The sequence below is a fragment of the Streptomyces xanthii genome (assembly GCF_014621695.1).
Lineage (GTDB): Bacteria > Actinomycetota > Actinomycetes > Streptomycetales > Streptomycetaceae > Streptomyces > Streptomyces xanthii.
The window spans coordinates 4,110,888-4,130,424 of sequence record NZ_CP061281.1; the positions used below are offsets into that span (position 1 = coordinate 4,110,888).

Genomic DNA, 19,537 nt, shown 5'->3' on the forward strand with positions numbered 1-19,537 from the left:
CCGATGAGCACCAAGGACTTCATCGAGAAGGACTACTACAAGGTCCTCGGCGTCCCCAAGGACGCCACGGACGCCGAGATCAAGAAGGCGTACCGCAAGCTGGCGCGCGAGAACCACCCCGACGCCAACAAGGGCAACCCCAAGGCGGAGGAGCGCTTCAAGGAGATCTCCGAGGCGAACGACATCCTCGGCGACGCCAAGAAGCGCAAGGAGTACGACGAGGCGCGTGCCCTGTTCGGCAACGGCGGGTTCCGTGCGGGACCCGGCGGCGCCGGCGGCGGCACGTTCAACTTCGACCTGGGCGACCTCTTCGGAGGCGGCGCCCAGGGCCAGAGTCAGGGCCAGGGTGGTTTCGGCGGCGGCATCGGCGATGTCTTCGGCGGCCTGTTCAACCGGGGCGGCGCGGGCACGGGCACCCGTACCCAGCCGCGCCGGGGCCAGGACATCGAGTCCGAGGTGACGCTCAGCTTCACCGAGGCGGTGGACGGGGCCACGGTCCCGCTGCGGATGTCCTCGCAGGCCCCCTGCAAGGCGTGCTCCGGCACCGGCGACAAGAACGGCACGCCGCGCGTGTGCCCGACCTGCGTCGGCACCGGGCAGGTCTCGCGGGGCGGCGGTGGCGGCTTCTCCCTCACCGACCCGTGTGTGGACTGCAAGGGGCGCGGCCTCATCGCCGAGACCCCCTGTGAGGTCTGCAAGGGCTCCGGCCGCGCCAAGTCCTCCCGCACCATGCAGGTGCGCATCCCCGCCGGGGTCTCCGACGGGCAGCGCATCCGCCTGCGCGGCAAGGGCGCTCCCGGTGAGCGCGGCGGCCCGGCCGGCGACCTGTACGTCGTCGTCCACGTCGACGCGCACCCGGTGTTCGGCCGCAAGGGCGACAACCTGACGGTGACCGTCCCCGTGACGTTCACCGAGGCCGCCCTCGGCGGCGAGGTCAAGGTCCCGACCCTCGGCGGCCCGTCCGTCACCCTGAAGCTGCCCCCGGGCACGCCGAACGGGCGGACGATGCGGGCCCGCGGCAAGGGCGCCGTCCGCAAGGACGGCACGCGCGGAGACCTGCTGGTCACGGTCGAGGTCGCGGTCCCCAAGGACCAGGACCTGACCGACGAGGCCCGTTCGGCCCTCGAGTCGTACGCCAAGGCGACTGAGGACACGGACGTACGGGCAGAACTGTTCCAGGCGGCGAAGGGAGCCTGAGCCAGATGGACGGCCGTCGACGAAGCAACCCGTACGAACTGACCGACGAGACACCGGTGTACGTGATCTCGGTGGCGGCCCAGCTGTCCGGCCTGCACCCGCAGACCCTGCGCCAGTACGACCGCCTCGGCCTCGTCTCGCCCGACCGCACGGCCGGGCGGGGCCGCCGCTACTCGGCCCGCGACATCGAACTGCTGCGCACCGTCCAGCAGTTGTCGCAGCAAGAGGGCATCAACCTGGCCGGCATCAAGCGCATCATCGAGCTGGAGAACCAGGTCGCCGCGCTCCAGTCCCGCGTCGCGGAGCTCTCCGCCGCGGTGGAGGGCGCCGCGGCGGCCATGCAGCAGCGCGAGGCAGCGGTCCACGCCTCGTACCGCCGCGACCTGGTCCCGTACCAGGAGGTCCAGCAGACCAGCGCCCTGGTGGTCTGGCGCCCGAAGCGCCCGAAGGACTGACCCGCGTCACGCCGTGTGGCCCCGGACGACCCGTCCGGGGCCACACGGCGTTCCGGGTCTCACCTCACGTCGTCCCGGACGGCCCGTGCCGACGGCGGTGATAGCGTCCTGGCCATGCTCCAGGAGAACACCCAGCCTGCCGAGCCGGTCCGCCGGTCGGCCAAGCGTGTCATCGGCGCCGTCGTCCTGGTTCTCCTCGGGGCGGGCCTGCTGTACGTCGGGATCGACGCGATCGCCGATCCGGCCTCTGTCGTCGCCGACTCGGCGAACACGGGGCGCAGCGCGGACACCGAAGCCGAGGCCAAGATCGTGGGCCTGGTGATGTGCCTCTTCGGGATCTCGGTGCTCGGCTTCGGCATCAGTCTCCTGAGGGCGAACGCGACCCAGGGCCCGAAACCCGGCAGCTGAGAAGTCTGCCCCGAGGTCACAGACCGCCCAGGAAACCGGCCCAGGCCGTCCCGCTCACGGCCAGGTGCGGGCCCTCCGCGTTCTTGGAGTCCCGTACGTGGGTCGTGCCAGGGGCGTGGGCCACCTCGACGCAGTCGGGCTCGTCGCCGCCGCTGCTGTAGGTGCTCTTGAACCAGGCAAGCTCGGTCGGGGAGCCGGCGTTGGTCTCGCGGTTCATAGTTCTCCCAGCACTCGCTCGATGAAGGCCAGTGACTCCCCTGGCGAGAGGGCCTGAGCTCGGATGATGCCACACCGGAGTTCGATGCTGCGGAGCTGTTTCGGGTCGGAGACCGGGCGGCCGTTGTACAGGCCGTCACAGCGCCCGATCGCGGTTCCGTCCTCGAACTTCAGCACGTCCATGTTCCCGCTCATCCCCGCGTGATCCTCCCGGTCCGTCGGCATCACCTGGATCTCGACCGTGCGCAACTGGCCCAGATCCAGGAGATGTTCGAGCTGGCCGCGCAGGACGGTCCGGCCGCCGATGGGGCGGCGCAGGGTCACCTCCTCCTGGATGAAGCTGAGGGCAGGGGCCGGGTCGCGGTCGAAGACGGACTTGCGGGCCGTGCGGCCGGCCATCGCGCGTTCGATCTGCTCGGACGACAGCGCGGGGCGGCGCATCGAGAAGAGCGCCTGCGCGTACTCGGGGGTCTGGAGCAGGCCGTGCGGGCTGTGGTTCCAGTACGAGGTCAGTTCGACGGCCTTGGCCTCCAGTGCCGCGATGTCCCGCACCTTCTTCGGGTACCGGACCTCGGCGACATCCGGCTTCATCGCCTTGAGCAGGCCGTTGGCGCGGAGCACGTCGTCGGCCTTGTCCAGGAATTCAGGGCGCGGGATCCGCGTACCGGACTCCACTTTGTAGACGATGCCTTCGCCGTAGCCGAGTGCCGCGCCGAGTTCCGAGACCTTGAGGCCGGCCGCCTCGCGCAGCGCTTTCAGCTGGTGTCCCACCAGGGCGATCACCGCCGCTCCCTGTACGTCACCGGGTTCGATCTCCCAGCCGTCACCGTCCGTCGCACCGGTCATCCGCGCGTACCTCCCGCCCGTTCGGCTCCCCGCCCACGTTCCGTGAACCGCCCTACCCACCAAGGGGCTTGGACAGCCTGTACAGCTCTGGACAAACGCTGGACAGTGACCGTACGTGACAGGCGAGTCGCGGATCAGGGTATGCGGGGGCGGCCACGCTGAGTGATGTGAATCGACAGAACTTCAGCGTCCAGCTGTCCCCGACCCCGCGCGCGGCCCGCCTCGCCCGCCTCCTCGCCGTCGAACAACTCCGCACCTGGGGCCTCGCCCACGCCCTCGACGACGCGGCGCACGTCGTCGCCGAACTCACCGCGAACGCCGTCACGCACGGCCGCCTCCCCGTCCGCGACTTCGTCCTCAGGGTGTACGTGACCGAGGGCGTCCTGCGCATCGAGGTCACCGACACCCGCGCCGACCGCCTCCCTCAACTCCGGGTGGCGGAAGGGGAGTCGGGACGCGGGCTCGTCCTCGTCGAGGCGCTCGCCGAGCGGTGGGGTGTCACCCAGGGGCCATTTCCCCGTAAGACCGTCTGGGCTGAGCTGAGGCTCGGCCGGCCGGGGTGTGGAAACCTGGGCGCCGGTGCCGTGGGCGGTCAGTACAAGGAACTCTTGGCCGGGGGAAAGGAACCTTTCCAAGCCCCACCTCTCCCCGCCTGCGAGCCGGTTCACCCGCAGTGGTGAACCTTGCCAATTCCGCTGGCAATTGCCCTAGTTGGTTGCTCTACGCTCACCGCAACAACCCCAGACAGACGTCGGCCCCCGACGGGACTAGCGATCCCGGTCGAGGGCCTGACCATCAAGGAAGATCACGACTTCCCCATGGATACGAGCGACCTTAGCGTGCCCTCGCACGCGCAGTCCCACGATGCCGGAAACGACCGCCCGGACGAGTGCACCGAAGTGCCCGCCGGCGCCGGGATCGTGCACGAGAACGCCCGGCACGAAAGTCACTTCACGGTCGTCGGCAACCACCTTGCCCAGCATCGCGAACTCTCCGGCCTCGCCATCGGCCTGGCCGTGCACATCCAGTCGCTGCCGCCCGGCGCCAAGGCGGATGTGCGCACCCTCGCTGCCCGCTTCCCGGAGGGCACCACGCGTATCTCGGCGGCGCTGCGGGAGCTCGAAGCGCACGGGTACCTGCGGCGCGAGCGGCACCGGACGCCGGACGGGCGGGTCCGGACGCGCACGGTCTCCTGCAACCGGCCCGGCGCCCCACCCGCCCAGCCGCGCCGCCGCCCTCCCGCGCCGAGGAAGCCCAGGCCGCTGACGGTCCCGCAGCCGGAGCACCGGCCCGGCCCCGCGCTCCTTCAGGCCTGCACCGAACTCCTCGCCGGCCTGCACCGCACGGACTCCCGCCTCACCCTCCCGGCCCGGGACATCGAACGCCTCACCCCGGGCGTCGCGGCCTGGCTGGAACGCGGCCTCACCCCCGCCGCCGTCCGCCACGCCCTCAGTCGGGGACTGCCGGAGGGCGGCCCGATCCACCGCCCCGCAGCCTTGCTCGCCCACCGCTTGCAGGCCGAACTGCCGTCGTGGTCACGCCCGTTCGATCTTCCGGAGCCGGCCGAGCCACCCGTACGGCATCCCCTCCGCAACTGCGACGTGTGCGACCACGCCTACCGTGGCCCGGAACCGGGCCGCTGCCCCGGGTGCGTCAGCCGACCTTGAACGTGATGCGCGCGAGCGAGCCGTAGCGGCCGTACGTGTCAGCCACCTCGACCTCGACCGTGTAGGTGCCGATGGACGTCGGGCGCCAGGTCAGCGCGTTCCCGGTGGTGGTGCGGGTGAAGGCGTTCGGGCCGATGACCCGCCAGCGGTAGCCGCCCGGCGTGTGTCCCGGCTGCGCTGCCGGGGTCGCCGTGACCGTGACGTCCTGGCCGAAGCCGTGGCCCGCGCAGTCGTTGGCGGTGCACTCGGTGAACGGGGCGGACAGAGTGAGGGTCGCGGCCGCGGGCGCCTCCGGGGTGGCCGGGGTGAGGCGGTCCGCCGCGGTGGTCGGGGACGGGGCCGAGTCGAGGCCGTTCTGGTCGACGGTGGTCACGTAGTACCAGGCCTTGCCCGCGGTGGCCGTCGTGTCGTCGAAGACCTGGGCGGTGACCGGGCGTTCCGTCAGCAGGGTCCAGGCGCCGTTCGGGTCGGTGCGGCGGTAGATGCGGTAGCCCTGGTCGTTGAGGGTCCAGGGGATGGCGAGCCGGGTGGCGCTGTCCATCGGGGTCGCGGTCGGGGCGCCGGGCGCGGCCAGGGCGGAGGCCGCGGGGCGCGTGGCCGTGGCGGTCGCGGAGACCGGCGAGACGTTGCCCGAGTGGTCGACGGCGTACACGCGGTACGACGTGGGGACACCGGCGGTCGCCGTCGCGTCCAGGTAGGAGGTGCCGAGGACGATGCGCGGGCCGCCGCCGTCGTTGCTCTCGGGGGTCGACACCCACACCTCGTAGTGTGCGGTGTCCTCCGTGGCCGCCTGCCAGCGGACGTTGTTGCCCGCGGTCGTGCCGTCCGCCGTCACGTCCTGCACCTGGGAGGGCGGGGTGACGTCGGGCTCGCCGGTGTCGGCGACCGCGGACGGGGCGGAGACGTTGCCCGCGGCGTCCCGGGCGACCACCTGGTAGTACCAGCGGGGGGTGGTGGAGAACGACGGCGTGTCACGGAACGACGTGTCGGTCAGCCATCCCGAGACGGCGGTGTAGGTCCCGTCGGCGGCGGCCGCCCGCCGCACCTGGTAGCCGGTGGCACCGGCCGAGGTCTGCCACTTCGCCGTGACGCCGCCCTCGGACCGCTCGACCGCGAGGCCGGCGGGAGCGGCGGGCGCGGTCTTGTCGGCCGTGGTGACGGCGAGTTCGGCGGAGGCGGCGGAACGGTTGCCCGCCTTGTCGACGGCCCGGATCCGGTACTGGTACGCGGCGCCGGTGGCCGGCGGGTTGTCGGTGTACGGGGAGGACGTGGTCGTCGCCAGGTACTCCCACGTGGTCGCGGCCGCCGCCTTGCGGTAGACGCGGTAGTTCGCCAGGTCCATCTCGACGTTCTTGGCCCAGGACAGCGTGGCCTTGCGCGTGCCGTTGTCGTAGACGGCCTTGAATCCGGCCGGGGCGAGCGGCGCCGTCTTGTCGTACGTGGCCGAAGTGCGGGGCACGTACGTGTACTTGACCTGTGCGGTGCCGGTCCAGTTCACGTAGTCGATGCGGAGGGTGTGCCGGCCCTTGGGGACGGTCAGGTTCACGGTCTTCGCGTGTGACGAGCCGGTGTTGGACCACAGGTCGATCTTGCGGCTGCCGTCCAGGTAGACGCGGATGCCGTCGTAGCCGGAGGCGGCGAAGGTGAACGGGCCGCCGGAGCCGAAGTCGCGGGTGACGGACCAGCGCACGCCGAAGTTGTTCGTGGGCAGGCCGGTGGCCGGGGCGCCGGTGCCCCATTTCTGGTCGATCGCCGAGTCGCAGTCGGTCTTCTTCGGCGTACCGGAGAACGTGGTGTTGGCGAAGAACTCCCGCTTGAAGACGGGCGAGGCGCAGGTGACGGTTGCGGCGCCCGCGGCCGGGACGGCGGCGCACAGCAGGCCGGCGGTGGTGGCTGCCACCAGGAGTGCGGCACCGAGGGGTCTGGCGGATGTCATGGCGGTCCTGAGAGGAGTGGAGTTCCTGAAGGGAAGGGAAGGGAGGGGGAAGAGCGGGGGCTATTTCAGCGCCACGCTGTCGCCCGTGGCCGTCACCGGGCTCGTCGTGCCCGAGCCCGCGAACTTCCAGCGCCAGGTGCCGGACGCGTTCGCCGTGAGCGTCGTCTTCAGCTTGCCCGCGCTGTCCGTGGTCGCGGACTTGACCGTGGTGTAGGTCGAGGTGCCGGACTTCTTGAACTGGAGGGAGACGGACTTGCCTGCGTAGCCCCAGTAGGCGTTGGAGTCCCAGCTGGCGCGGGTCAGGGTGCCGGTCACCGTCAGGGTGCGGCCCTTGACCACCGGTTCGGGGGTGGCCTGGGTGGCGGTGAGCTTGGCGTAGCGCTTGATCCTGACCGTCTTGCTGGTGTCCAGGGTGTAGAAGTCCTGGTCGTTCGCCGCCGCCTCGGCGTCGAGGTGCCAGGTGCCCGCGTCGGCGTTGCGCAGGTCCGCGTAGTCGTCGGAGGCGTTCGCGTCGAAGGAGTACTTCCAGGCGCACTTCATCGTCGTGGACGTGGGGCGGGTGCAGGACGCGGAGTAGGGGAACGCGATGCGGCCCGCGGGGCTGACCAGCTTGCCGCCGTAGATGCCCTTGATCCCCGAGCCGTCCTTGGCGGTCGCCGTCACGGTCAGGTACTGGGTGGCGCTGACGCCGACGTTCACCGTCGACTTGCTGAACGTGACCGACGTGAACGTCGTGTCCCCCTTGTGGGTGTCCGCCTGCGCGGCGGGCGTGAGGAAGGGGAGCAGCACGAGGGCGCCGCCCGCGACGGTGGCGGCCGTACGGATTCGCATGGTTCTCCAGGCAGAACGGTCCGGATCTTCGACGCTTCGTCCGGGCGTGGAGAAGACACGTGGAGGGTTCGCTTGGTTGTACGGCGGGTGTACGGGCTTCGTACAACCTTCGGGGCAGGTCAGGGGTCATGAAGCCGATACGCCGCTCCCCACCCGTTTTCCTTGCCTCGTCCGAGAGAGGCCGAGAGGATCCCGTTGCACAAGAAGAGATCCGGCGCCGCCGCTGTCGCGGGGGCGCTGTCCGTCGCCGCGGTCGGCGGGCTGCTCGCCGTCGCTCCCCAGGCGGCCGCCGCCACGACCTGCTCCACCAACGTCTACCAGCGGTCCTTCTACAAGAACACGACGTTCTCCGGCACTCCGGTGAAGACCGACTGCGACAGCGCCATCAGCCAGAACTGGGGCACGGGCTCCCCGGCCACCGGCGTGCCCACCAACAACTTCGGCGTGCGCTGGTCCGTCACCCGTGACTTCGGCTCCGGCGGCCCGTTCACGTTCAACGTGTCCGCCACCGACGGCGTCCGCGTCTACCTGGACGGCGTCCGCAAGATCGACCTCTGGCAGGGCACCGGCGACACCGCCCGCTCCAAGAGCGTCAACCTCACCATGCCGTCCGGCAAGCACACCCTGCGCGTCGACTACGTCAACTGGACCGGCGCCGCCAAGGTCTCCTACACGTACGCGCCCCGCACCTCGGCCACGTACGACTCGGTGAAGCCGCTCGCGCCGACCGGTGTGAAGACCGCGTACGACACCACCACGCGCCGCACGACCGTCTCCTGGTCCGCCAACAAGGAGATGGACCTCGCCGGGTACAGCCTGTACCGCAGGGAGGCGCGGACGGGGAGCACGTGGACGAAGGTCGCGTCCACGACCACCGGCCGCAGCTACACCGACCCGCTGGTCAACCCCGACGACCGCACGCCGTACTACTACGAGGTCCGCGCCAGGGACAAGGCCGGCAACACCTCGTCCGGCTCCGCCGACACCATCGTGCGGCCGGTCCCCACGGCGACCGGGATGACCGGCTCGTACGACCCGGAGACCCGCCGCGTCAGCCTGAAGTGGACGCAGAACACCGAGCCGCACTTCGACCACTACACCGTCATGTCGAACGAGATGATCGACGGGCGCGGCACGTGGGTGGCCATCGGCACCACCAAGGGCAACACCTGGACCACCGATCCGGTCGTCGCCGACGGTGAGGCCAACCAGTACAAGGTGATCGTCACCAACGACGGCGGCACCACCGAGTACGTGGGCAACGGCTCCCTCAACGCGTATGCCGAGAACGAGGTCTGGCTCAACATCCCGGACCAGATCGGCCCGTACTACGCGCCCGACCTGAAGCTGGACCGCTGCGACGCCGGCGTGTGGGTCGCCGCGTCCGACTCGACGCCCGCCCCGATCCGCGACTTCGCGGGCTTCCAGGTCGAGCGTCGCCTCGCGGGCACCGAGGCCTGGACCGTCGTCCTGCACAAGGGCTACGACCCGCGACTGACGACGGCCACCGCCTCGGTCTGCGACCCGCTGCCGGTGGACGGGAGCGTCTACGAGTACCGGGCGTTCACGTACGACCAGGCCGGGAACCTCTCCCCGGCCACCGAGATCCAGTCGATCCGCGTCGACGACATCTCCTGGCCCACCACCGGCTGACCGGTACGCGGCACGGTTCATGGGCCCGCCCATACTGGGCCCATGACCGAGATCCGTACCCCTCGCCTCCTCCTGCGCCGCTGGCTGCCCGACGACGACCTGGTCCCGCTCGCCGAGATCCAGGCCGATGCGGCGGTGATGCGGTACGTCGGTGACGGCGCGCCGCGCTCCCTCGACGAGACCGCCGAGGACATCGAGCGCTGGGAGGAGGAGTGGGACGACGAGGGGTTCGGGATCTTCGCCGTCGAGCTGCTCGGATCGGGCGAACTCGCCGGCGCCGTCGGCCTCTACGTGCCGGACGCCCCGGCTCCGGTCGCCGGGCACATCGGCATCCAGTGGCGGCTCGGCCGGCAGTTCTGGGGGCAGGGGTACGCCTCCGAGGCGGCCCAGGCGACGCTGGAGTTCGCCCTCCAGGACCGGGGCATCGACCGGGTCGTCGCGGCCACCGCGGAGGGCGACACGTCGTCCGTGAAGGTGCTGGCCAAGCTGGGCATGGAGTTCACCGGCGAGGCCGACGGCATGCGGCTGTACGCGATCGACCTCACCGAGTACGAGGGCTGAGCCCTCCCTCATTACCTTCGGCGTAATCGCGGTCCCGGGCACGTCCCGGCACTCTGAAGTCACCGGAACCCGGGCGGCGCACTCCGTCCGGGCTCCGGCCCCGACAGACGTAGTGACGACGCCCAGGAGGCCGACCGCCATGACGACCACCGGAACCAGCCGCACCGTCCACGAGGCCGCCGCCGACCGCTACTTCGAGGCGTGGAACGCCCGCGGCGCCGAGGCCCGCGCCAAGGCGGTCGCCGCCGCCTGGACCGAGGGCGGCACCTACACCGACCCGCTCGCCGACGTCGCCGGACACGAGGGCGTCGCCGCGGTCATAGCGGCCGCGCACGAGCAGTTCCCCGGCTTCTTCTTCCGCCCGCTCGGGGCCGTCGACGGGCACCACGGCATCGTGCGCTTCGGCTGGGAGCTCGTCTCCGAGGCCGACGGGTCCGCGCCGGTCGCCGGCTTCGACGTGGTCGAGCTCGACGAGGACGGCCGGATCCGTTCGGTCCACGGCTTCCTCGACCGGGTCCCTATGTCTTCATAAAAGGAATCTAAGGACCCGGTTTCGTTGCATTGTGGCTTCACCTCTTGACGCTCGGTGGGCGGCCGAGTTGGCTTCGAGCCACCTCGGTCGCACCACTGCGGCCATGTCAGGGAGGTATCCGCACATGAACACGCGCATACGATGCGTCACGACGACCGGCGTCGTATCCGTCCTCTTGGTCTCGCTCTCGGCCTGTGGTGGTCTGCTGCCCGGTGGGGACGGTGGCAGCAGCGAGCCCACGCACAAGGGAAACGATGTCAAGATCGGTCTGCTCCTGCCGGAGAAGGAGACGACCCGCTACGAGAAGTTCGATCACCCGGGCATCGAGGCCAAGGTCGCCGAACTCACCGAGAGCCAGGGCGAGCTGGTCTACGCGAACGCGGAGCAGGACGCGCAGCAGCAGAGCCGCCAGTTGCAGCGCATGATCGACGCGAAGGTCGACGCGCTGATCGTGGACCCGGTCGACGCCGAGGCGATCGCGCCGTCCGTCCAGAAGGCGAAGGACGCGGGGATCCCCGTCATCGCGTACGACCGGCTCGCGCAGGGCCCCGTCGACGCGTACGTCGGCTTCGACAACGAGCTGGTCGGCCAGACCCAGGGCAAGGAACTGCTCCTCGCGCTCGGTGACAAGGCGGGCAAGAGCAGCCAGGTCGTCATGATCAACGGCGCGCCGTCCGACCCGAACGCCGCCCAGTTCAAGGAGGCCGCGCGCGCCGAGCTGGCGAACACGGTCACCGTCGCGAAGTCCTACGACACCGCCGACTGGAAGGCGCAGAACGCCAAGGCGGAGATGAAGCAGGCCATCACCTCGATCGGCGCGGGCCGCATCGCGGGGGTGTACTCGGCGAACGACGGCATGGCGGCGGGCGTCGTCGAGGCGCTGCGCGAGGCCGGCGTGACGAAGATGCCGCCCATCACGGGGCAGGACGCGGAGCTCGCGGCGGTGCAGCGGATCCTCACCGGTGACCAGTACATGAGCGTCTACAAGCCGTACGCCAAGGAGGCCGCGACGGCCGCCGAGATGGCGGTGCGGATCGCTCAGGGCCGCACGATCGAGTTCGAGGCGCTCGCGGCGGACCGCACGAACAGCCCGACGACGAAGCAGATCCGCACGGCGAGCGTGAGTGTCGTGGCGCTGAAGCGGGACAACATCAAGTCCACGGTGATCAAGGACAAGTTCTTCAAGGTGTCCGAGATCTGCACGGCGAAGTACGCGGCGGCGTGCGCGGAGGCGGGGCTGACGAAGTAGTCCGGCCGGTGCGGTGGCCGGGCGCCGCGTCTCACTCGCCGCTGTGCAGGATCCCCGACTCGGCGATCCGGTAGCCGAGCTGGGCGCGGCTCTCGCTGCCCAGCGCGGCCGCCAGCTTGGCGATGTGGAGCCGGACCGTGCGGATGTTGACGCCGAGCCGCTCCGCGATGACGGCGTCCGTGTGCCCCTCGATGAGCAGCGCGGCGATGGTCCGCTGGCGGTTCGTCGGGTCGCTGTGCGGGGCGGGGCCCGGCGCGGTCGCGGGGTGCATGGGCGTGGCGAGGCGCCACAGCCGCTCGAAGGTGGTGACCAGGTAGGAGATCAGGGCCGGGTGGCGGATCTCCAGGGCGACGGTCCGGTCGGTGCTGGCGGGGATGAAGGCGACGGAGCGGTCCAGGAGGACGAGGCGCTCGGTGACCTCGTCGAGGGTGCGCACCTCCACGTGGCCGTCGAGCTGCTCGTAGTGGGCGCGCACGGCGGGTGAGTGGCGGGAGGCGTGCTGGTACAGGGTCCGCATGTGGCAGCCGCGGGTGAGCAGTTCCTGCTCGCGGGGGAGGACCATGGCCAGCTGGTCGGGTGGCCGGAAACCGCCGGGCTGGATGGTGAGCAGTTCCTGGGAGGCGCCGCGCATGGCTTCGGCGATGGCCGCGTTGATCCGCTGGAAGCCCATGTGGATGGAGATCATCGGGGAGTCGGGGACGGCGGCGCGGCGGGCGTCCAGCTCCATGAGCGGGGCGAAGGCGGCGGCGAGCCGGGCCTCGCGGCTGCGGCGCTGCGCTATCTCGTCCTCGATGCTGTTCAGGAGGGCCGGCAGGGCGACGGCGGGGGCCACGGGGCGGAGCCAGTCGGCGTCACCGGGGTCGGGCCGCAGGAGGCCGAGTTCGGCCAGGCAGGGCGCGGCGGACGCGTCGGACCTGCGCAGCCGGCCCCAGTGCAGCGCGTGCGCGTAGAGCCGCGAGCCTTCCTCGCAGAACTCCTCGGCTCCGTGCGGGTGGGCCTTGGCGGTCACGCGTCGCTCTCTCTGCTCGGCAGGTCCGGTTCGTGGTCCAGGATCCCCGATCGGGCGATCAGGAAGCCGAGCTGGGCCCGGCTCCCGCTGCCGAGGGCGGCCGCGATCTTCGCGATGTGCGCGCGGCAGGTGCGGACGTTCATCCCGAGGCGGCGGGCGATGGCCTCGTCGACGTGGCCCTCGATCAGCAGCTTGGCGATGGAGCGCTGGACGCCGGTGATGCCGTCGGTGGCCGGTGGGTACGGGGGCTCGTCGAGCAGGGGAGTCGCGCGGCGCCAGAGGTCCTCGAAGACCTTGGCGAGGTACTCGACGAGTCCGGGGTGGCGCAGTTCGAGGGCGACCTGGCGCTCCTCGCCGACCGGGATCAGGGCGACGGTCCGGTCGAAGATCATCAGTCGGTCGATGAGTTCTTCGAGGGTGCGTATCTGTACGTTCTTGCGGTTGATCCGGGCCGCGTAGGCGAGCGTTCCCTGGCTGTGGCGGACGGTGTGCTGGTAGATGGTCCGCATGGCCACGCCGCGGTCCAGGACGGTCTGGCCGCGCTTGAGGGCCACGTTCAGGGTGTTCTCGCTGCGGCCGCCGCCGGGCTGCACGGTGAGCACCTCGAACTTGCACTCCGACGTGAGCTGCTCGATGCCCGCGTTGATCCGGGCGTCGCCCTCCAGGACGGTGATGGCGTGGGTGGCCGGTTCTGCTCGTGCCGTGATGGCCATGAACGGCTCGAAGAGCTCTGTCAGGGCCACGGCGGTCTTGCGCCGCTCCTGTATCTCGCGCTCCAGCGGTGTCAGCCACTGGGCGAGCGCGGCGTTGGGCGGAACCGGGAGGAGCCGGCTCGCGTCGTCCGGATCCGGGTGCAGCAGGGCCGAGGCGAGCAGGCACGGCGCGTCCTCGGCGGTCGCGCGCGCGAGGCGTCCCTCGGCCAGGGCGAGCGCGTAGAGCCGTGCCCCCTCGTCGCAGAGCGGGGTCGAGGGATGCGGATGTGTCGGTTTCGTACCTATTGAGAACAATCTCCACCCCCCAGGGTCCTGAACGTGCAGGAACATGATGCATCGACCCTGTGGCTTTGACGTGCCGGATTGAGACATCGTCTTGGTACAGCCGGGGGAGAGGAACCGACCAAGTGAGGACGAAGCCGACTATGTTGAAGCGCATGCTTCGCTCGGTGGTGATCGCCGCCTTTTCCGCCGGGCTGGCCGCCAGTGTCGCGAGCGGTCTCGATCTCGGGTGGAACGCGAGCCCGGCGAGCACGGTGGCGGCGACCCCGCCGGATCTTGGCTGGAACAGCAGCCCCGCGACCACCGACGGCTCCGCCGTGGCCCCTCCGGACCTCGGATGGAACGTCGCCCCCCAGGACCTCGGCTGGAACGGTCCGGGCGCGTGATCACGCCACCCGACGACAAATCCCTGCGCCGCGAGATGGCGATCGCCTACCGGTCCGGCTGGCACACGGTCGATCTCGTGACGGCGATCCCGAATCCGGGTGACTCGCTCATGGTCACCCTGTTCGGGGAGCCGATCGTCGTGGCGCGGGACGACGACGACGACATCCGGGCCTACCGGTGTCTGCGTCGACCGCGCGGCGCCCCCCAGCCGGTGCGGACCGTCGTCCGGTACGGAATGATCTTCGTCAACCTCGACCAGCGGGACCACCAGCTGGTCGGCGAGACGACCGGCACCACAGCCACCCCCCGCAGTGCCTGACGCGATTCCCCCGTCGTTGTAGATCGCGCAGGTGCTTCCCCCCGCAGCGGCGTCACCGTGGAACCTGAACCACGGTGGCGCCGCTGTAGTTTTCGTGCGGGACCGCCGCGGCGCGGCTCAGTCGTCGAAGACGCCGTTGCCCGTCGCGCGGGTCACCGCGATCTCGATCACGATCCGGTCCGGATTGGGCCGGGGCGTACGCGTGTACCGCTCCGCGTACCGCCGCTCCGCGTCCGCGACGCTCTCCCGGTCCGCGCGCACCGTCGCCGTCCCCTCCAGCGTCGCCCAGCGCCGGCCGTCCACCTGGCAGACCGCCACCCGGGCCGCGCCCGCCGCCTGCAGCACGTGGACCGCCTTGCGCGTGGTCCTGCTCGTGATCACCCGGGCCACCCGGCGCTCGGCGTCGTAGGTCACGCCGACCGGGACGACGTGCGGGGTGCCGTCCGCGCGCAGGGTCGTGAGGGTGCACAGGTGCCGTTCCCGCCAGAAGTCCAGGAAGGCCTGAGCCGGATCGTCCAGGTCGATGCGCTTCGCCATGCCCGGAACCTATCCCGGGACACCCCCTGCCTTACCTTGAGCGGAATAGACTCAACTTTGTGTACGCTGAATAAGTCAGAGTTGTCGTAGGAGGACCCCGGACGGGGTCGGACGTGGAGGAGAACGAGTACGTGGACGCCGAGCTGACGAACCGGAGCCGTGACGCGATCAACGCGGCCACCAGCCGGGCCGTGTCCGGGGGACACCCGGATCTGACCCCGGCGCATCTGCTGCTTGCCCTGCTGGAGGGGCAGGACAACGAGAACATCGTCGATCTGCTGGCCGCCGTCGAGGCCGACCAGGCGCAGATCCGGGCCGGCGCCGAGCGCGTGCTCGCGGCCCAGCCCAGCGTGACCGGCTCGACGGTCGCGCCCCCGCAGCCCAACCGCGAGCTGCTCGCGGTCATCGCCGACGCGGCGGAGCGGGCCAAGGAGCTGGGTGACGAGTTCCTCTCCACCGAGCATCTGCTGATCGGGACCGCCGCGAAGGGCGGCGCGACCGGTGACGTACTGATCCAGAACGGGGCCGGTGCGAAGGCGCTGGCCGAGGCGTTCGCGAAGAGCAGGGGAGGACGCCGGGTGACGACACCCGACCCGGAGGGCTCGTACAAGGCCCTGGAGAAGTTCGGCACCGACTTCACCGCCGCCGCGCGCGAGGGCCGGCTCGACCCGGTCATCGGCCGCGACCAGGAGATCCGCCGCGTGGTGCAGGTGCTCTCGCGCCGCACGAAGAACAACCCGGTGCTCATCGGCGAGCCCGGCGTCGGCAAGACCGCCGTCGTCGAGGGCCTCGCCCAGCGCATCGTGAAGGGCGACGTCCCGGAGTCGCTGAAGAACAAGCGGCTCGTCTCCCTGGACCTCGGCGCGATGGTCGCCGGCGCGAAGTACCGCGGTGAGTTCGAGGAGCGGCTCAAGACCGTCCTCTCCGAGATCAAGGAGAGCGACGGCCAGATCATCACGTTCATCGACGAGCTGCACACCGTCGTCGGCGCGGGCGCCGGCGGCGACTCCGCGATGGACGCGGGGAACATGCTGAAGCCCATGCTCGCCCGCGGTGAGCTGCGCATGGTCGGCGCGACGACGCTCGACGAGTACCGCGAGCGCATCGAGAAGGACCCCGCCCTGGAGCGCCGCTTCCAGCAGGTCCTGGTCGCCGAGCCGTCCGTCGAGGACTCCATCGCGATCCTGCGCGGACTCAAGGGCCGCTACGAGGCGCACCACAAGGTCCAGATCGCCGACAGCGCGCTCGTCGCCGCCGCGACCCTCTCCGACCGGTACATCACCTCCCGCTTCCTGCCCGACAAGGCCATCGACCTCGTCGACGAGGCCGCGTCCCGGCTCCGCATGGAGATCGACTCCTCGCCCGTCGAGATCGACGAGCTGCAGCGCTCCGTCGACCGGCTGCGCATGGAGGAGCTCGCCCTCGGCAAGGAGACCGACCCGGCCAGCAAGCAGCGCCTCGACAAGCTGCGCCGCGACCTCGCCGACAAGGAGGAGGAGCTGCGCGGCCTCACCGCCCGCTGGGAGAAGGAGAAGCAGTCCCTCAACCGCGTCGGTGAGCTCAAGGAGAAGCTCGACGAGCTGCGCGGCCAGGCCGAGCGCGCCCAGCGCGACGGCGACTTCGACACCGCCAGCAAGCTGCTCTACGGCGAGATCCCGACCCTGGAGCGCGACCTGGAGGCCGCGTCCGAGGCCGAGGAGGAGGCGGCGAACGACACCATGGTCAAGGAGGAGGTCGGGCCGGACGACATCGCCGACGTCGTCGGATCCTGGACCGGCATCCCCGCCGGCCGCCTCCTGGAGGGCGAGACGCAGAAGCTGCTGCGCATGGAGGACGAGCTCGGCAAGCGGCTCATCGGGCAGGGCGAGGCTGTACGGGCCGTGTCGGACGCGGTCCGGCGCACCCGCGCGGGCATCGCCGACCCCGACCGGCCCACCGGCTCCTTCCTCTTCCTCGGCCCGACCGGCGTCGGCAAGACCGAGCTGGCCAAGGCGCTCGCCGACTTCCTCTTCGACGACGAGCGGGCGATGGTCCGCATCGACATGAGCGAGTACGGCGAGAAGCACTCCGTGGCCCGGCTCGTCGGCGCGCCCCCCGGCTACGTCGGCTACGAGGAGGGCGGCCAGCTCACCGAGGCGGTGCGGCGGCGCCCGTACAGCGTGGTGCTGCTCGACGAGGTCGAGAAGGCGCACCCCGAGGTCTTCGACGTGCTGCTCCAGGTGCTCGACGACGGGCGGCTCACCGACGGGCAGGGCCGCACGGTCGACTTCCGCAACACGATCCTGATCCTCACGTCGAACCTGGGCAGCCAGTACCTGGTCGATCCCCTGACCTCCGCCGAGGAGAAGAAGCGGCAGGTCCTGGACGTCGTACGGGCCTCCTTCAAGCCGGAGTTCCTGAACCGGCTGGACGACCTGGTCGTCTTCTCCGCGCTGGAGAAGGACGAGCTGCGGCGCATCGCCGGGCTGCAGATCGACCGGCTCGCCAGGCGGCTCGCCGAGCGGCGGCTCACGCTCGACGTCTCCGACGCGGCGCTGGACTGGCTGGCGGAGGAGGGCAACGACCCGGCCTACGGGGCGCGGCCGCTGCGGCGTCTCGTCCAGACGTCGATCGGTGACCGGCTCGCCCGGGAGATCCTCTCCGGGGAGGTCACGGACGGGGACACAGTGCGGGTGGATGCCTTCGGCGACGGGTTGATCGTAGGGCCCGCGACGGGGAAGTCGCTGTAGGGCCGGCCGATCGTCTGCCGGGTCGCGGTCGATTGCCGGCCGCGGCCCCGGTGGGGGCTGGTCGCGCAGTTCCCCGCGCCCCTATGGAGATGCGCACTTCGTGCGCCATCTCCATAGGGGCGTCGGCGCATCGGGGAAATGCGACCCGAAGGGTCTGCATTTCAGGGGCGCGGGGAACTGCGCGAGAAGCCCCACCGGCCGGCACGCCGGGAGCGAACAGATGGCGGCAGACGGGGGGCCGGGCTTGCCCCCGGGGGCCCCCTCTGAGAGAGGATGAGTTGTATCCATACGAAGGGACAGACATGAGCATCGACCCGTCCTCGATTCCGAACTTCGGGGCGCAGCCCGATCCCCAGGGGGCGGGACCGTCGGGCCCCGTCATCCCCGACCAGGACCTGGTCAAGCAGCTGCTCGACCAGATGGAGCTCAAGTACGTCCTCGACGAAGAGGGCGACCTCGCCGCTCCGTGGGAGGAGTTCCGCACCTACTTCATGTTCCGCGGCGAGGGCGACCAGCAGGTCTTCTCGGTGCGGACGTTCTACGACCGCCCGCACGGCATCGAGTCCAAGCCGCAGCTCCTGGAGTCCATCGACGACTGGAACCGCCGGACGCTGTGGCCGAAGGTCTACAGCCACACCCACGACGACGGCCAGGTCCGCCTCATCGGCGAGGCCCAGATGCTGATCGGCACCGGTGTCTCCCTGGAGCACTTCGTGTCGTCGACCGTCAGCTGGGTCCGCGCCGCGATCGAGTTCGACCGCTGGCTCGTGGAGCAGCTCGGCCTGGAGGCCGAGGTCGACTCCGCCGAGGACGAGAAGCCCGAGGACGACTCGGAGTAGGACCGAGGCCTACAGCGGGGTGTGCGCGTAGACGACGAGATACGCCCCGTACGCCGTCGAGAACCCGGCCAGCGCGCCAAGGACCGTCAGGGCCTGCGCGGGCCGGGTTCTCCATGTCCGGGCCAGCGCGGCCGCGAGGGGCAGCAGCAGCGGGAACGCGGGCAGCAGGAAGCGCGGCTTGGACTCGAAGAAGCCGGAGCCGCCCACCGCGACGAGCAGCAGGACCCCGCTGTACACGAGCAGCGGCAGCGGGGCGCGGTCCAGGAGCAGGAGCGCGTAGAGCAGGACGGCGGCCGCGACGATCAGCAGGCTCATCGTCCTGGGCACGGCGAACCGGTCCCCGTGCAGCAGCAGCTCCTTCACCGTGCGGGCCGCGCCCGCCCCGAGGTCGAAGGACGAGCCCCAGCGCCGCTGCACGGTGAAGTAGCCGCCGAGCGGATCACCGGTGCGCACCCCGACCCACAGCACGTACGCGCACCAGCCCATCGGCGCGAGCAGCGCGCCCGTCCACAGCCTGGGGACGACGCGGCCGCGCCGGCGGAGGACTTCGAGCAGGGCCGCGGCGACGACGGCGGCGGCGACCGCGCAGCCGTTGGGGCGGGCGAGGCCTGCGAGGGCGGCGAGGGAGCCGGCCCACAGCCAGTTCCCGTTCAGGACGGCGTACAGCGCCCAGGCGGCGAGCGCGGTGAGCAGCGGTTCCGTGTAGCCGAGCGACAGCACGACCGCGTGCGGCAGCAGGCCCCAGAGGACGACGGCCAGGGACGCGGTGACCGGGCCGTACAGGCGGGCGGCGACGCGGTGGATACCGAGGGCGGCGGCGAGCGCGGCGGCCCAGGCTACGAGGAGGCCGCAGGCGCCGCCGGACAGGAACGGCAGCAGGGTGCGCAGGGCGCGGATCAGGGCGGGGTAGAGCGGGAAAAACGCAAGGTCGCTCTGGACGATGTCGGGTCCGAAGCGCAGGGTGCGGGCGCCGTAGCCGTGCGCGGCGATCCCCAGGTACCAGAGCGAGTCCCAGGTGCGGCCGAGCACGGCGAGCGGCCGCTGCCCGCCGAGCCAGGCCGCGAGGGCGAGGGCCGCGGCCCCGGTGAGCCGGGCCGCGGCGAAGAGGCCGAGCGCGGTCAGGGCGGAGGAGGGGCGCCTCGGGGGACGGATCCGGCGCGGCACGGGGACG

Annotated in this window: 21 protein-coding genes; 13 read left to right on the forward strand and 8 right to left on the reverse strand. The window is 71.0% G+C overall.

Features of this window, described 5'->3' with window-relative positions; genetic code table 11:
* The first annotated feature begins 3 nt into the window (after positions 1 to 3).
* From dnaJ to IAG42_RS18670, 3 genes are all read left to right on the forward strand, one after another.
* Entirely contained in the window at positions 4 to 1,197 is a 1,194-nt protein-coding gene (dnaJ, locus tag IAG42_RS18660) for a molecular chaperone DnaJ (protein WP_188338113.1), read from the forward strand.
* Between the two features lie 5 nt (positions 1,198 to 1,202).
* Complete coding sequence (locus tag IAG42_RS18665) at positions 1,203 to 1,652, forward strand: heat shock protein transcriptional repressor HspR (RefSeq protein ID WP_188338114.1); 450 nt, start codon at positions 1,203 to 1,205, stop codon at positions 1,650 to 1,652.
* 114 nt (positions 1,653 to 1,766) lie between these two features.
* Entirely contained in the window at positions 1,767 to 2,060 is a 294-nt protein-coding gene (locus tag IAG42_RS18670) for a hypothetical protein (protein WP_188338115.1), read from the forward strand.
* 16 nt (positions 2,061 to 2,076) lie between these two features.
* Here IAG42_RS18670 and IAG42_RS18675 read toward each other — a convergent pair whose 3' ends face one another.
* Both IAG42_RS18675 and IAG42_RS18680 read right to left on the reverse strand, forming a co-directional pair.
* Positions 2,077 to 2,277 (reverse strand): DUF397 domain-containing protein, encoded by a 201-nt coding sequence (locus IAG42_RS18675; protein ID WP_188338116.1) that lies wholly within the window; start codon positions 2,275 to 2,277, stop codon positions 2,077 to 2,079.
* Positions 2,274 to 3,122, reverse strand: coding sequence for a helix-turn-helix domain-containing protein (locus IAG42_RS18680; RefSeq protein ID WP_188338117.1), 849 nt, complete (start codon positions 3,120 to 3,122; stop codon positions 2,274 to 2,276). Before IAG42_RS18680 ends, IAG42_RS18675 begins: the two co-directional genes overlap by 4 nt.
* A gap of 167 nt (positions 3,123 to 3,289) precedes the next feature.
* Here IAG42_RS18680 and IAG42_RS18685 point away from each other — a divergent pair, with 167 nt between their 5' ends.
* Positions 3,290 to 3,802: an ATP-binding protein gene (locus IAG42_RS18685; RefSeq protein ID WP_394811223.1), complete on the forward strand. Its 513-nt coding sequence runs from the start codon at positions 3,290 to 3,292 to the stop codon at positions 3,800 to 3,802.
* Between the two features lie 138 nt (positions 3,803 to 3,940).
* On the forward strand, positions 3,941 to 4,789 hold the full coding sequence (locus IAG42_RS18690) for a helix-turn-helix domain-containing protein (protein WP_188338118.1): 849 nt from the start codon (positions 3,941 to 3,943) through the stop codon (positions 4,787 to 4,789).
* On the opposite strand, the gene IAG42_RS18695 is transcribed toward IAG42_RS18690, so the two are convergent.
* Positions 4,776 to 6,725, reverse strand: a complete 1,950-nt coding sequence (locus IAG42_RS18695) for a fibronectin type III domain-containing protein (protein ID WP_223206062.1) — start codon at positions 6,723 to 6,725, stop codon at positions 4,776 to 4,778. The genes IAG42_RS18690 and IAG42_RS18695 overlap by 14 nt on opposite strands.
* 60 nt (positions 6,726 to 6,785) lie before the next feature.
* Positions 6,786 to 7,556 carry a calcium-binding protein gene (locus IAG42_RS18700; RefSeq protein WP_188338119.1) on the reverse strand — a complete coding sequence of 257 codons (771 nt, stop codon included), beginning with the start codon at positions 7,554 to 7,556 and terminating at the stop codon, positions 6,786 to 6,788.
* Between the two features lie 195 nt (positions 7,557 to 7,751).
* Here IAG42_RS18700 and IAG42_RS38045 point away from each other — a divergent pair, with 195 nt between their 5' ends.
* From IAG42_RS38045 to IAG42_RS18720, 4 genes are all read left to right on the forward strand, one after another.
* Positions 7,752 to 9,209, forward strand: coding sequence for a fibronectin type III domain-containing protein (locus IAG42_RS38045; RefSeq protein WP_223206063.1), 1,458 nt, complete (start codon positions 7,752 to 7,754; stop codon positions 9,207 to 9,209).
* Positions 9,210 to 9,251: 42 nt separating this feature from the next.
* Positions 9,252 to 9,770: a GNAT family N-acetyltransferase gene (locus IAG42_RS18710; protein ID WP_188338120.1), complete on the forward strand. Its 519-nt coding sequence runs from the start codon at positions 9,252 to 9,254 to the stop codon at positions 9,768 to 9,770.
* Positions 9,771 to 9,909: 139 nt separating this feature from the next.
* Positions 9,910 to 10,302, forward strand: coding sequence for a nuclear transport factor 2 family protein (locus IAG42_RS18715; RefSeq protein ID WP_188338121.1), 393 nt, complete (start codon positions 9,910 to 9,912; stop codon positions 10,300 to 10,302).
* A 124-nt stretch (positions 10,303 to 10,426) separates the two neighbouring features.
* Positions 10,427 to 11,551 carry a sugar ABC transporter substrate-binding protein gene (locus tag IAG42_RS18720; RefSeq protein ID WP_188338122.1) on the forward strand — a complete coding sequence of 375 codons (1,125 nt, stop codon included), beginning with the start codon at positions 10,427 to 10,429 and terminating at the stop codon, positions 11,549 to 11,551.
* A 31-nt stretch (positions 11,552 to 11,582) separates the two neighbouring features.
* On the opposite strand, the gene IAG42_RS18725 is transcribed toward IAG42_RS18720, so the two are convergent.
* Together IAG42_RS18725 and IAG42_RS18730 are read right to left on the reverse strand one after the other, a co-directional pair.
* Complete coding sequence (locus IAG42_RS18725) at positions 11,583 to 12,560, reverse strand: helix-turn-helix domain-containing protein (RefSeq protein ID WP_188338123.1); 978 nt, start codon at positions 12,558 to 12,560, stop codon at positions 11,583 to 11,585.
* Positions 12,557 to 13,567 carry a helix-turn-helix transcriptional regulator gene (locus IAG42_RS18730; protein WP_223206064.1) on the reverse strand — a complete coding sequence of 337 codons (1,011 nt, stop codon included), beginning with the start codon at positions 13,565 to 13,567 and terminating at the stop codon, positions 12,557 to 12,559. Before IAG42_RS18730 ends, IAG42_RS18725 begins: the two co-directional genes overlap by 4 nt.
* A 143-nt stretch (positions 13,568 to 13,710) precedes the next feature.
* Here IAG42_RS18730 and IAG42_RS18735 point away from each other — a divergent pair, with 143 nt between their 5' ends.
* Together IAG42_RS18735 and IAG42_RS18740 are read left to right on the forward strand one after the other, a co-directional pair.
* A complete protein-coding gene (locus IAG42_RS18735; RefSeq protein WP_223206065.1) occupies positions 13,711 to 13,941 on the forward strand; it encodes a hypothetical protein in 231 nt (76 codons plus the stop codon).
* Positions 13,938 to 14,261, forward strand: coding sequence for a (2Fe-2S)-binding protein (locus IAG42_RS18740; RefSeq protein ID WP_188338126.1), 324 nt, complete (start codon positions 13,938 to 13,940; stop codon positions 14,259 to 14,261). Before IAG42_RS18735 ends, IAG42_RS18740 begins: the two co-directional genes overlap by 4 nt.
* A 117-nt stretch (positions 14,262 to 14,378) precedes the next feature.
* Here the strand turns inward: IAG42_RS18740 and IAG42_RS18745 are convergent, their stop codons facing one another.
* Positions 14,379 to 14,798, reverse strand: coding sequence for a pyridoxamine 5'-phosphate oxidase family protein (locus IAG42_RS18745; RefSeq protein ID WP_188338127.1), 420 nt, complete (start codon positions 14,796 to 14,798; stop codon positions 14,379 to 14,381).
* Between the two features lie 131 nt (positions 14,799 to 14,929).
* Here IAG42_RS18745 and clpB point away from each other — a divergent pair, with 131 nt between their 5' ends.
* Positions 14,930 to 17,527: an ATP-dependent chaperone ClpB gene (gene clpB, locus IAG42_RS18750; protein WP_188341466.1), complete on the forward strand. Its 2,598-nt coding sequence runs from the start codon at positions 14,930 to 14,932 to the stop codon at positions 17,525 to 17,527.
* Between the two features lie 302 nt (positions 17,528 to 17,829).
* Entirely contained in the window at positions 17,830 to 18,366 is a 537-nt protein-coding gene (locus IAG42_RS18755; protein ID WP_188338128.1) for a YbjN domain-containing protein, read from the forward strand.
* A gap of 9 nt (positions 18,367 to 18,375) precedes the next feature.
* On the opposite strand, the gene IAG42_RS18760 is transcribed toward IAG42_RS18755, so the two are convergent.
* On the reverse strand, positions 18,376 to 19,530 hold the full coding sequence (locus tag IAG42_RS18760; protein WP_223206418.1) for a hypothetical protein: 1,155 nt from the start codon (positions 19,528 to 19,530) through the stop codon (positions 18,376 to 18,378).
* Between the last annotated feature and the right edge of the window lie 7 nt (positions 19,531 to 19,537).

What these genes read in the sequence shown, in the direction of transcription:
- dnaJ (WP_188338113.1), top strand. Translation starts at nt 4, where the DNA reads ATGAGCACCAAGGACTTCATCGAGAAGGACTACTACAAGGTCCTCGGC.
- IAG42_RS18665 (WP_188338114.1), top strand. Translation starts at nt 1,203, where the DNA reads ATGGACGGCCGTCGACGAAGCAACCCGTACGAACTGACCGACGAGACA.
- IAG42_RS18670 (WP_188338115.1), top strand. Translation starts at nt 1,767, where the DNA reads ATGCTCCAGGAGAACACCCAGCCTGCCGAGCCGGTCCGCCGGTCGGCC.
- IAG42_RS18675 (WP_188338116.1), bottom strand. Translation starts at nt 2,277, where the DNA reads ATGAACCGCGAGACCAACGCCGGCTCCCCGACCGAGCTTGCCTGGTTC.
- IAG42_RS18680 (WP_188338117.1), bottom strand. Translation starts at nt 3,122, where the DNA reads ATGACCGGTGCGACGGACGGTGACGGCTGGGAGATCGAACCCGGTGAC.
- IAG42_RS18690 (WP_188338118.1), top strand. Translation starts at nt 3,941, where the DNA reads ATGGATACGAGCGACCTTAGCGTGCCCTCGCACGCGCAGTCCCACGAT.
- IAG42_RS18695 (WP_223206062.1), bottom strand. Translation starts at nt 6,725, where the DNA reads ATGACATCCGCCAGACCCCTCGGTGCCGCACTCCTGGTGGCAGCCACC.
- IAG42_RS18700 (WP_188338119.1), bottom strand. Translation starts at nt 7,556, where the DNA reads ATGCGAATCCGTACGGCCGCCACCGTCGCGGGCGGCGCCCTCGTGCTG.
- IAG42_RS18710 (WP_188338120.1), top strand. Translation starts at nt 9,252, where the DNA reads ATGACCGAGATCCGTACCCCTCGCCTCCTCCTGCGCCGCTGGCTGCCC.
- IAG42_RS18715 (WP_188338121.1), top strand. Translation starts at nt 9,910, where the DNA reads ATGACGACCACCGGAACCAGCCGCACCGTCCACGAGGCCGCCGCCGAC.
- IAG42_RS18720 (WP_188338122.1), top strand. Translation starts at nt 10,427, where the DNA reads ATGAACACGCGCATACGATGCGTCACGACGACCGGCGTCGTATCCGTC.
- IAG42_RS18735 (WP_223206065.1), top strand. Translation starts at nt 13,711, where the DNA reads ATGCTTCGCTCGGTGGTGATCGCCGCCTTTTCCGCCGGGCTGGCCGCC.
- IAG42_RS18745 (WP_188338127.1), bottom strand. Translation starts at nt 14,798, where the DNA reads ATGGCGAAGCGCATCGACCTGGACGATCCGGCTCAGGCCTTCCTGGAC.
- IAG42_RS18755 (WP_188338128.1), top strand. Translation starts at nt 17,830, where the DNA reads ATGAGCATCGACCCGTCCTCGATTCCGAACTTCGGGGCGCAGCCCGAT.